Genomic DNA, 11,865 nt, shown 5'->3' on the forward strand with positions numbered 1-11,865 from the left:
GCCCGGCGCGCCCGGCGGTGGGGCCTCAGGCCGGGCTCGGCGCGGCCGAGGCGGGGGGCCGGGGTCGCATCAGCCGCTGGACCGTCCTCTCGAGGTCGGGCAGGGTCCGCTGGCCGGCCACCGCGAGGGCGATCGCCGCGGCGACGCCCGCCCAGGCGAGCGGGCCGAGCGGGGTGCAGCCGAAGAAGTGGCTGGCGCCCGGGATCTGGACCAGCACGACGAGGGCCGCGGCGGAGCCCAGGGCCGTGGTGCGGACCAGCGGGCTGTGCCGGCGGTCGGCGAGGGTCTGGGCCAGTTGGGTGCCGACCACCCCGCACAGGGCCATCGTCGTGGAGCGGCGCGCGGTGCCCGGCGTGAAGCGGCCGACCAGCCAGGCGAGGGTGGCGCCCAGGCAGGTGGTCAGGGCGCGGTGGCGGATCTGGCGCATGAGGGGCGCGCCGAGGAGGTCGGTGCCCAGCGGCTCCGGGCCCGGGGCGCCCTCGGTCTCGCCGCCGTTCGGGGCGCCCGGCTCCTCCTTGGGGGTGACCGCCACCGCCATCGCGGGGAACAGGTCCGTGAACAGGTTCACCAGCAGCATCTGGCGGGTGGAGAGCGGGGCCCGTCCGGCGAGCAGCGTGCCGAGGATGCCGAAGCCGATCTCGCCCGCGTTGCCGCCGATCAGGATGGCGATGGCGTCGGTGACGCTGTGCCACAGGGAGCGGCCCTCGGTGACCGCCTCGATCAGCACCGACAGGTCCTCGTCGGTCAGGACCAGGTCGGCCGCGTTCCGGGCGGCGGCGGAGCCGCGGGCCTGGATGCCCACGCCGATGTCGGCGGCTCGGATGGCGGCGGCGTCGTTGGCGCCGTCGCCGACCATCCCGACCACCCGGCCCGCGTCCCGCAGCGCCTCCACCACCTGGAGCTTCTGCTCGGGCGCGACCCGCGCCACGACGCCCGCGTCCCGCAGCATCCTCGACCGTACGGACCGGTCGGCGGAGGCCAGTTCGTCGCCCGTGACGACGGTCGTGTCCTCGGGCCAGCCGAGTTCGGCGGCGATCGCCCGGGCGGTCTGCGGGTGGTCGCCGGTCAGCATGACCGGTCGTACGCCCGCCTCGCGCAGCCCGCGCACCAGGTCGGTGGACGTCTCGCGCGGGACGTCGGCGAGCGCGAGCAGGCCGGTGAACTCCAGGTCGTCCAGCGGTTCTTCGAGGGCGGCGGACGGTTCCTCGTCCGTGCGCAGCGGGCGTTCGGCGACCGCGAGGACACGCAGACCGTCGCGGGCGAGCGACTGCGCGGTTCCGGACGCGTGATCGGGGAGGTCGGGGCAGGCGGGCAGGACCGTCTCGGGGGCGCCCTTGACCACCAGGACGGGGGTGCCGTCGGCCGCTGTGCCGACGGCCGCGGCGTAGCCTCGGGCCGCCTCGAAGGGCCGGCCCTCGGTCTGCTCCCACTCCGGGTCGGGGCCGGCCGCGTCCAGTACCGCCTCGTCGGTGGCGTGCACCGGGCGGGTCGAGCCGCCGTTCAGGCGGGGGCAGGCGCGGGCGGCGACACGCAGGGTGCGGGCCGTGTCGTCGGCGGCGGTGTCCTTGAGGGTGCGGACCGTGCCGTCGGCCTCGCCGACCCGGACCAGGTGGAGGCGGTTCTCGGTGAGGGTGCCCGTCTTGTCGAAGCAGACGGTGTCCATACGGCCCAGCGCCTCCAGGGTGCGCGGGGTGCGCACGAGGACGCCGCGGCGACTCAGCCGCCGGGCCGCCGACAGCTGTGCCACCGTGGCTACGAGGGGCAGCCCCTCGGGGACGGCGGCCACCGCCACCGCGACGCCGCCGCTCACCGCCTCCCTGATAGGAGTGCCGCGCAGCAGCGAGAGACCCGTCACCGCGGCGCCACCGGCCAGGGTCAACGGCAGCGCCCTGCGGGTGAGTTCATGGATCTTGGCCTGGACACCGGCGGACGGGGGCGTGCGCGCGGCCAGGGCGACGGCGCGTGCGGCCTCGGTGCGGTCGCCGGTTCCCACGACGACGGCCCTGGCCTGGCCCGCCACCACGGTGGTGCCCTCGAAGACCATGCAGCTCCGGTCGGCGACCGGCGCGCGGGGTGTCGGCGCCGTCTGCTTGTCCACCGGCAGGGACTCCCCGGTGAGCGCCGACTCGTCCACCTCCAGACCGTCCTCCCACAGCAGCCGGGCGTCGGCGGGCACGACGTCGTCCGCCTTCAGTTCGATCACGTCGCCGGGTTCGAGCACGGCGGCGTCCACGGTCTCGGCCTCCGCCGACGCGTCGTCGGCGGGCGGGCCCGTCGGCTCCTCCGGGTCGCGGGGCGTGAGGCGGGCCTTCTGCTGCTGGTCGGCGAGCAGTCCGGACAGCGCCCGTTCGGCGCGCAGCCGTTGCAGACCGCCGACCAGGGCGTTCAGATCGAGCGCGCCGAAGACGAGGAGGGCGTCCACGACCGAGCCGAGGATCGCGGAGGCCGCAGAGCCGACCGCCAGCACCGGGGTGAGCGGATCGTCCAGCTCGCCCCGGACGGCCCGGGCCAGGTCCACGGTCCAGCGCACGGGCGCGCCGGCGGGCGTGTGGCCCACGGTGTCGGCCATCTCGTGCAGCCGGCCGGCCGCCTGCTCGACGACCGTGGTGTCCTTCTCCTCCTCGTCGGCCGCGTGGTCGAGCCGGTCGAGGACGTCGTCCGGGGGCAGCGCGTGCCAGGCCGTGCGCGGCTGGGGGTGCGGCGCCCGGGCCAGGGCCACGCCGAGGGCGCCGCGTACGCCGCTGAGCAGGGCCGTCGCGGCGCCGACGTCGACGGGCACGTGGCGCAGTCCGGGCAGGCGAGCGCGGCGGCGCGCCCCGTCTGCCTCGCCGACGGCCACGAGCAGCCCGGACAGGGCGGCGCCGGACCGGGCGAGGGTCTGCGACCGGTGGCCCACCGCACGGGCCGCCGGTACGGCGGTCAGCAGCCGCCACACGTCGGCCAGACCGTTGAGGGCGAGGACGTCCGCGCCCCAGGCGACGGCGGAGTCCCCGTCCGCGAGGGCCACGGCCACGTCCCCGCCGAGCAGACCGTCCAGGACGTCCAAGCCGTCCGGCGCGGGGGCCGTGGTGTGCCGGGCGCCGCCGTCCTCGTCCCGTTCTCGGGCCCCGTCGTGGGGCGCGCTCGTGCCATCGTCCGGCACATGGGCGTCGTCGGCCGCGCTCGTGGAGTCGTCCCGTACGTGGGTGTCCTCGGCCCCCGCCTCGGGGTCGGTGGAGGGGAAGCGGGCGACCGTCAGGACGGTGGCGCCCTCGTCGCGCAGGCCCCGCACCACCTCGCGCAGGGGGCGGTCGCCGGTCACGACCTGGTCGGCGAGGCTCGTGAAGTCGCGCAGCGCCGGGTCGTCCACCATGACGACGGCGAGCCCGGCCCGGCGGGCCGCGTCGAGCACGGTCTCGGCCCAGGGGTCCGCGCCCGCGCCGGGCCTCCGCAGCGCGCTGGGGTGCAGGACGACGGTGTCGACGGTCTCCAGCCGCCGCAGCCGCTCGGGGTCGCGGACCAGGACGCCGGTCCGGGCGAGGGCCGCGCCGAGGACGTGGTGGAAGGCGGCGGGGCCGTAGCGGGCCGCCTTGGGCGAGCCCGCGAGGACGGCTTCGGCGGCCTCCTTGCCGTCGTGCTTGACGAGCAGGGTCGCCGCGGCGCCCAGCACACTGCCGGTGGAGGCGTGGGAGGCGTAGTCCTGGGCGGGGGTGGACCGCAGGGGCGGCCGTACGGAGGGGCGCGGGGGCAGGCCGACCCGCCGCGGGGTGCACACCTGGTCGTGGACGGTGTCGAAGGCGGTCGCGCGGGCCAGGGTGTCCCCCAGTTGGCAGGTGCGCAGCGCCCCGTCGAGCAGCAGGGCGATCGGGGTCTGGCCCGCGGCCTGGACGGCGGCGTTGGCCGTGGCCAGCAGCACGTCCATGCGGGACGGGCCGAGCCGGTCGCGCAGGAAGGCGCGGAAGCGGGGGTTCTCGCGCAGCAGCGTCGCCGCCGCCGTGACCAGGCGTGGTGAGCGCGGCAGCCGCAGGAAGGAGGCGGCCAGGGCGACACCGGTGCCGAGGGTGTCGGCGGCGAGGGCCGTCGCGGCGGCCCGGGTGCCGGCCGGGTCGCCGGGGTGGGTGTATCCCTCGACGTCCTCGTCGGTCAGGGACAGCCCGTGCCGGGCGGCGAGTGCGACCGCCTCGTCCACGACCGTGTCGCCGAGGGCCTCCTCGGCGGCGGAGACCACGAGACGCGCCAGGCCCCGGTCCCAGTAGGCGAGCGCCACGTCCGGCCGCTCGGCCAGTGCGGCGGCCACCTTGCGGGCCGCGTGTTCCGTGCCGCCCTCGCGGTGAACTCGTTCGGGTGTCTCGGGCCGCAGCGCGAGATGGGCCCGCGCGCCGGAGCGCCAGGGGCGCGCACCACCCGGCAGTGCGTTGCGGGCGACGCGTGCGACGTGCGCGGCGCTGTCCGCGCCCCGGACGCCCGCCCGTGCCGTTCCGGCCACCGCTCCCGCGGCCAGGCCGACGGCGGGTCCGGCTCCTCGGGCGAGGAGCCGGGGCCCGGCCAGCGCGAGCCCGGTGGCGGCGGCCGTCGGACGTGTCAGCAGCCCGAGGCCTCCGGCGCGCCCCTGCTCAGCCTGTGCATCACCCCACCGGCCACCTCGTGCCATGGCTCTCCCTCACCTCACGCGTGATGCCCTTCCGGGGGAGCCGGGTTCCCGCGAATCGGTTCGTCATCCATGTTTTTGGGGTGGATGGGGCGCAGTACGGAGCGTGTGATCGCGGAGGCGCTCGGTCACGGCGTGAGGGCGAACCTGGAGGCGTTGCGGTCGCGTACGGTCCGCCTCACCTCCGTTGGAGCAGCCGGGCCGGGACCGCTTCGGCGAGGGCGCGGTACCCCTCGGGGTTGAGGTGGAGCCAGTCGCCGTCGTGGAGGGTCGGCTGGAGTCGGCTCGGGTTCTGCGGGTCGCGGACGACGCGGTCGAAGTCGAGGACGGCGTCGAAGCGGCCGCTGGTGCGGATCCAGGTGTTGACCACCTGCCGTGCGTCCTCGCGGTGCCCGTCGGCGTCGTCGTAGAGCGTGTTGCCGTCGAACGGGAGCAGGGTCGCGCCGTACACGCGGATGCCCTGGGCGTGGGCGCGGACGATGATCTGGTCGTAGGCGGCGATGAGGTCGGCGGTGACGCGCTGCTGGGCGGCGGGGGTGGCCTCGGCCGTTCCGATGTCGTTGATGCCCTCGAAGACGATCAGCTGTTCGACGGCGCTGTGGGCCAGGATGTCGCGGTCCAGTCGGGCGAGTGCGTTGGGGCCGAGGCCGTCGTTGAGGACGCGGTTGCCGCCGGCGGCCTGGTTCACCACGGCGATGCCCCGGGTGGCGGGCTTCTGCTGCAGTCGGTCGAAGAGTTGGTCGGGCCAGCGGTTGTTGCCGTTGGTGGTGGAGCCCCGGCCGTCGGTCAGCGAGTCGCCGAGCACGGCGACCGCGGTGGTGGCGGGCCTGGACAGGACCTCGACGTCGCTGAGCAGGTACCAGTGGTTGGTGGGGGTGGCGCCGGGGAGGTCCTCGTCGCGGGTGCGGTCCCCGTGCTGGAGGTAGGAGGTGGTGCGGGAGCCGGGGTGCGAGGTGAGGGCGAGGGACGCCTGCCCCTCGGCCAGGTACGTGGTCACGGTGAGGTTGGAGCCGGGCCGCACCGTGAAGTCCAGCGGGTCGGAGACGACCTGGGCGCCGATCGGCACGGTGGTGGCGTCCCGGCCGCCGAACGTCACCGTCCGGGTGGTGCCGGGCTCGATGGCGCCGACCCCGGCCTGCCCGCCCTTGGGGAGGGCGACGGTGACCGCCGTCAGCGGCAGCGCCGTGCCGCCGAAGGCGTTGGAGAAGCGCAGCCGGACGCGGTCGCCGCCGGTGGTGACGCGCACGGTCTGCCGCAGGGTGGTGTCGACGAGCACCGCCCGCTCGCCGGTGAACGGCGCCGGTGGCATGTTGTGCGCCTCGGTGAGCTGCGGCATCGCCGACCATGTGTTGACCCAGTGCCGGGCGGCCGTGGCCGTCTCACCGGCGCCGGGGCCGGCGGCGCCCCGCGGGCTCCTGACGAGCGCCACCACGGCGGAGGACGTCACGACGAGGGCCAGCGCGAGGACGCAGGCGGCGACGAGATGGGCGAGCGACACACGGCTCGACGGCTTGGACGGCTGCACGGGCGATGCCTTTCTCCGGGAACGGGGCTCTGCTGGAAGGGCTTGGGGGTGCGGGTGCGTGGGCGACTGCGGGTGCGTCTGCGACTGTCGGCGACTGCCGGTTCGTCGGCGACTGCGGGTGCGTTGTGGCATGTCGCGCAGTTCCCCGCGCCCCTGAAAGCGACCGGGGCTGCGCTCCGTGCTGGGGCGTGAGGGGACTCGACGCCAAGGCGCGCGGGGTCCGAGCGCGCACCCGGTCGGTGCGCGCCCTGTGGTGGGCGATGGCGAGGCGGGCCGGCGGGTCAGGTGCGGCCCGTCCCGTGGGGGCCCGGGAGGTGGGTGCGGCGCTGCTGTCGGAGCGGTCGGCCCGGGGTGCCGGTGCCGGTCACGCGTCGGCACCCGGCGCGATCCTGTGGCCCGGACCGGCGCCCCGCGCGGCACGTGACCGGCACCGGGCGCGAACGCATGACCGACACCCGCACCCGGCGCGAGCGGTGACCGGCACCCGCGCGGGCACGTGGTCGCGGGTGACGTCGGTCGCGATCACGGTGCCGCGCGCGGGTGACGTCGGTCGCGATCACGGTGCCGCGCGCGGGGCCTTGCGGGGCGCCCCGGTCGGTGACGGTCCGCCGGTCAGCCTTCTCCCGCCGAGGCCGACCCAGGGCTGGGGCACGATTCACTGGCCGGTGATGCCGAAGAAGGTCAGGACGCGCTGGCCCATGCCCCGGGCGTAGACGTTGTGGCCGACGCCCTGCATGCTGATGCCCTCGACGGGGGCCCGGTCACCGGTGCCGCCGTATCGGGTGCGGGTCCAGCCGTTCTGGGGTGAGTCGGTGGCGCTCGGCGTCTGGCCGACGCCGCGCACGTTGGTCCACTGCTTGATCTCCTCCCCGAAGTTCGGATACCGCAGCACGTCGTCCTGGGTCCCGTGCCACAGCTGCATCCGCGGCCGGGGGCCGTTGTAGCCGGGGTAGGCGCCGCGGACCAGGTCCCCCCACGCCTGCGGGGACCGGATGATCCTTCCGCCCGCGCACTCGCTGTTCCACTCCGAGCCGTTGGTGGTGGCGAAGCAGGCGAACGGGACGCCCGCGAAGGCGGCACCCGCGGCGAACACGTCCGGGTAGACGCCGAGCAGAACGTTGGTCATCATCGCGCCGGAGGAGATGCCGGTGGCGAAGATCCTGCTGGTGTCGGCGTTGTAGGTGCGGACCGTCCAGTCGACCATCGACTTGATGCCCACGGGGTCGCTGCCACCGCCCCGGCGCAGCGCCTGCGGCGAGGCGACGTCGAAGCACTTGCTGCTGCGGGTGACGGACGGGTACACCACGATGAAGCCGTAGCGGTCGGCGAGCGAGGCGTACTCGGTGCCGCTGTACATGGCGGGCCCCGAGCCGGTGCAGTAGTGCACGGCCACGACGATCGCCGGTTTCCTGGCGACGTTGTTCGGCACGTACAGGTACATCTGGAGGTTGCTCGGGTTCTGCCCGAAGTTGGTGATCTGGGTGAGCGCCGCGCGGGGCGCCGCCTCGGCCTTCGCGTCCCGCGAGGCGCCCGCGTCCGGGGCGGCCTGCGCGAGCGACGACGGCTCGGGGGGCGGCGCGGCCGAGGCCGCCGGTGTGGTGAGGAACGTGGCCGCGAGTAACGGCACCAGGGCGGCGAGCAGCGCGACGAGGGCTTTTCGGAGCGGTCGGCGCGCGGTGCGGTGGGGGGTTCGGGGCACGTCATTGTCCCTTCGGCGGGCCGGCAGGAAGCGTCCGCCGAGCATCGTGACATGCACATGGCCGCCCAGGAAGCGCTCCCACGCGTCGAAAGAATTCGCTCCCGGCGCGCCGCTGGAGCGCATGGCCCGAACCCGCCGACCGGGACGCCCGCCCCACCTGGGACGCCTCATGGTCTTTGCGGGAAGCGTTGACTAGAAAGCGCTTGCCCCCTACGTTCCGTTCAGCAATGTGAACCGGTCGCCCATCGCCCACTCGGAGCGGTAGAGGGGCGTCCGGGCTCCATCTGCCTGCAACCAAGCATCTCCCGGAGTGCCGAGTCCCCCCAGCTCGACCACTCGACCCGCCACGGCGGTCAGCATGGAGCACCACATTCATGTACATGGCCCGTCAGTTCCTAGCTGAAGGGACACACCCACATGCGTACCGTCCCCCCACGCATCCCCACCACGCCCACTCGCGCGAAGAACCTCCTCGATGGCCGCGGCGACCGTTCTCGCGGCGGCCGCCGTGATCACCTTGCCGCAGAACGCGGGGGCCGCGGAGAGCTCTCCGATCGGCTACGGCGCCGGGACCACCGGCGGTGGCGGCGCGCCGTCGGTCACCGTCTCGACGCCGGACGCCTTCAGGAGCGCCGTGGCCGGTGACGCGGCGAAGGTCGTCCGTGGCAGCGGCCTGATATCGCTCGGCGGCCAGGTCGACATCGGATCCCACGCGACGGTCATGGGCGTGGGCGCGCCCTCCGGGTTCACCGGGAGCCTGCGGTCAAGGAGGAGACCGACGCCGTACTTCCACTCGCGCATGGGCGCCCACATGCTCGTGAGAACAACGTCTTCCGCGACACGAAGGTCGCCGTCACCACGGACCGCAGCAGTGACGTGGACGGCTACACGAATCCGCGCGGCAACGACCTCGGTGGGGTCGCCACCGAGATCTCCCGGACGGGGACGCTCACCTCCCCGCCGTACCGCTACACCGCGGAACCCGCCAATCCGTCGTCGCCTCGGTGACGTCGGGTGCGGGCGCCGGAAAGCTCTGACACCCCCAACCCCCCATCCACTCGGAGACAGAAGGAATCGGGACATGACTTCTGCGGCACGTACGCGCGCCCGCACGCGCGCGCTGACCGGGACGATGGCCGCGTTCGGCCTTTCACTTGGCATGATCATGACCAGCGGCGCCACTCCGGCGAGCGCCGCGACCTGGCCGTCGGCCTCCGGCAACCAGCCGGTGTCCTCCACCATCTCCGTGTCCGGTGTCCGCGACGGCGGCATGAAGCGCTACTACGGCAGCGGCGATCTGGCCGGGGACGGCCAGGAGGAGGGCCAGGACCCGATCTTCAAGCTCGCGGCCGGCGCGACGCTGAAGAACGTCATCATCGGCGCTCCCGGCGCCGACGGCATCCACTGCGAGGGCAACTGCACTCTGCAGAACGTGTGGTGGGAGGACGTCGGCGAGGACGCCGCGACCTTCCGCGGCGGCTCCTCCTACACGGTGACCGGCGGCGGCGCCAGGAAGGCCGCGGACAAGGTGTTCCAGCACAACGGGCCGGGCACGCTGAACATCTCCAACTTCGCGGTCAGCGAGTTCAAGACGCTGTACCGCTCCTGCGGCGACTGCTCCACGCAATACACCCGCAAGGTGAACCTCAACAACATCGAGGTCACCGGAACGGGTTCCACCGCCCGGCTCGTCGGCATCAACGTCAACCGCGGCGACGTGGCGACCCTGCGCAGGATCACCATCCTGAACGACAGCGGCCGCAAGGTCGTGCCCTGCCAGAAGTACAACAACAACACGGCCGTCGGTACGGGCCCCGACAGCACCAACTGCCTGTACTCCGGCTCGGACATCACCTACAGGTGAGGCCGCTCGTCACCCACCGGTGAGTCCGCTCCCCACGGCCGGACGGGGTCTCCCCCCACGGGCCTCGTCCGGCCGCCCGGTGCCGGCAGCGGGCGCCGGCTCAGAGCGGGGGCGTCCTCACCAGATCTTGCGCTCCCACAAGGGAGCGATGCGCTCCCACGCCTCGTCCCACTGGTCCATCCTGCGTTGCTCAAGACGGCCGCGGACGAGCCTGCCGCCCGCGAAGGGCACGGCCGCCACGAAGATCCCCGCCAGCCCCCCGACCAGGCCGGCCCGCAGCCGAGCCTGCGCCTCCCCGGCGGGCTCGGTCACCAGCCGGCCCCGGACATCCGTCCACACAGTGACCGGCGTGCCCGTGACGTCGGCCGGGTCGACCCGGGCCTGCCCCTCGCGCGCGGAGCCGTCCGGCGCCGCCCAGCGCACCTTCGCCCACACCTTCTCGGTCCCCGCGCCGCTGCCGGCGCCCGGCTCCGGCGCGTCCTCCACGAGGCGCGCCTCGACGGGCCGCCACTCCTCACGCTGCCGGGCCAGACCGGACTCGACGGAGTCCGCGGACAGCAGCCCCGCGACCAGGCCGCCCCCGACGGTGAGGACCCAGGCGACGAGCACGACCCAGGACTCCAGCCGGTCACCGCGCCGTTTGAGCGGGTTCCGCCGCCAGCGCCACAGCCACACCTTCGGACCACGGAATGCCACCATCGGAGGCACCCTCCCTCACGCACACAGGACAGCCGGACCGCACTCCCATACGGCGGCGGCCCCGCCCCTGCTCATGCGACATGGGTCACCCCGTCCACCGCATGGCTCGATCGCACCCCTCCCCCACCCGCCACATGCCGCCCGACCTGCGGTGATGGCATCTCAAGGGGTGACTGTCAGTGGCTGGGTGCAGACTGGCCCGTGACTGAGACGACGATGTCCAGGAGGTGGCCGGGATGGCCGAGGTACTGCTCACCGTAGGCACGCGCAAGGGCCTGTTCATCGGGCGGCGGCGAGGCGGCGCCTGGGAGTTCGACGACAGCCCGTACTTCAACGCGCAGGCCGTCTACGCCGTCGCCATCGACACCCGCGGGGACACGCCCCGTCTGCTCGTCGGGGGCGACAGCGCGCACTGGGGTCCCTCCGTGTTCCACTCCGACGACCTCGGGCGCACCTGGACGGAACCGGCCCGTCCGGCCGTGAAGTTCCCCAAGGACACGGGCGCCTCCCTGGAGCGGGTGTGGCAGCTGCACCCGTCGGCCGCCGAACCGGACGTGGTGTACGCGGGCACGGAGCCGGCCGCGCTGTACCGCTCGGAGGACCGCGGCGAGACCTTCGAGCTGGTGCGGCCGCTGTGGGAGCACCCGACCCGCGACAAGTGGCAGCCGGGCGGTGGCGGCGAGGGGCTGCACACCATCCTCACCGACCGGCGCGACCCGCGGGCCACGACCGTCGCCGTCTCCGCCGCCGGGGTGTTCCGCACCGAGGACGGCGGCGCGAGCTGGTCGCCGTCCAACTCCGGGGTGTCCGCGGTGTTCCTGCCGGACCCCGACCCGGAGTTCGGCCAGTGCGTGCACAAGGTCACGCGCGACGCGGCGACCCCCGACCGGCTGTATCTGCAGAACCACTGGGGCGTGTACCGCAGCGACGACGGCGGCGCGCACTGGACGGACATCGGCGAGGGGCTGCCCTCCACGTTCGGGTTCGCCGCCGTGGCCCACCCGCATCGCGGGGACACCGCATACGTGTTCCCCATCAACGCGGACGCGGACCGGGTCCCCGCCGACCACCGCTGCCGGGTGTTCCGCACGGCGGACGCGGGCGGGAGCTGGGAACCGCTGTCCAGCGGCCTGCCGACGGACGACCATTACGGCACGGTGCTGCGCGACGCGATGTGCACGGACGACGCGGACCCGGCGGGCGTCTACTTCGGCAACCGCAACGGCGAGGTGTACGCGTCGGCGGACGACGGGGACAGGTGGCGCCAGTTGGCGTCCCACCTGCCGGACGTGCTGTGCGTACGGGCGGCGGTGATCGGCTGACGGCGCGGGACTGACGGGGGAAGCGGATCCAGGGTTCTCGCACCGTCGTCCAGGCCCGCGCACCGGGCCCCAAGTCGGCCCGGAACGGGTGCGGTTCGGCATAGAAACGTTCAGCACCGGTCGCTCCCC

5 protein-coding genes and 2 pseudogenes are annotated in these 11,865 nt (G+C 74.4%); 3 read left to right on the top strand and 4 right to left on the bottom strand.

Annotation, left to right across the window (positions count from 1 at the left end; translation table 11 throughout):
* Nucleotides 1-25: 25 nt before the first annotated feature.
* From ACZ4Z3_RS15995 to ACZ4Z3_RS16005, 3 genes and pseudogenes are all read right to left on the bottom strand, one after another.
* On the bottom strand, nt 26-4,630 hold the full coding sequence (locus ACZ4Z3_RS15995) for an HAD-IC family P-type ATPase (RefSeq protein WP_468501558.1): 4,605 nt from the start codon (nt 4,628-4,630) through the stop codon (nt 26-28).
* A 175-nt stretch (nt 4,631-4,805) separates the two neighbouring features.
* Nucleotides 4,806-6,152 carry an SGNH/GDSL hydrolase family protein gene (locus ACZ4Z3_RS16000; protein ID WP_468501559.1) on the bottom strand — a complete coding sequence of 449 codons (1,347 nt, stop codon included), beginning with the start codon at nt 6,150-6,152 and terminating at the stop codon, nt 4,806-4,808.
* A gap of 667 nt (nt 6,153-6,819) precedes the next feature.
* Nucleotides 6,820-7,851: pseudogene (locus ACZ4Z3_RS16005) on the bottom strand (extracellular catalytic domain type 1 short-chain-length polyhydroxyalkanoate depolymerase); the annotation flags it as partial.
* Between the two features lie 475 nt (nt 7,852-8,326).
* Here ACZ4Z3_RS16005 and ACZ4Z3_RS16010 point away from each other — a divergent pair.
* Both ACZ4Z3_RS16010 and ACZ4Z3_RS16015 read left to right on the top strand, forming a co-directional pair.
* Nucleotides 8,327-8,888, top strand: a pseudogene (locus ACZ4Z3_RS16010) (hypothetical protein).
* Nucleotides 8,889-8,932: 44 nt separating this feature from the next.
* Entirely contained in the window at nt 8,933-9,715 is a 783-nt protein-coding gene (locus tag ACZ4Z3_RS16015; protein ID WP_468501560.1) for a pectate lyase, read from the top strand.
* Nucleotides 9,716-9,832: 117 nt separating this feature from the next.
* Here the strand turns inward: ACZ4Z3_RS16015 and ACZ4Z3_RS16020 are convergent, their stop codons facing one another.
* Nucleotides 9,833-10,414, bottom strand: a complete 582-nt coding sequence (locus ACZ4Z3_RS16020; RefSeq protein ID WP_468501561.1) for an Rv1733c family protein — start codon at nt 10,412-10,414, stop codon at nt 9,833-9,835.
* Nucleotides 10,415-10,650: 236 nt separating this feature from the next.
* On the opposite strand from ACZ4Z3_RS16020, the gene ACZ4Z3_RS16025 reads away from it, so the two are divergent.
* Entirely contained in the window at nt 10,651-11,736 is a 1,086-nt protein-coding gene (locus ACZ4Z3_RS16025) for a WD40/YVTN/BNR-like repeat-containing protein (RefSeq protein ID WP_468501562.1), read from the top strand.
* Nucleotides 11,737-11,865 lie beyond the last annotated feature (129 nt).

The sequence above is a fragment of the Streptomyces sp. NPDC030296 genome, assembly GCF_055572815.1.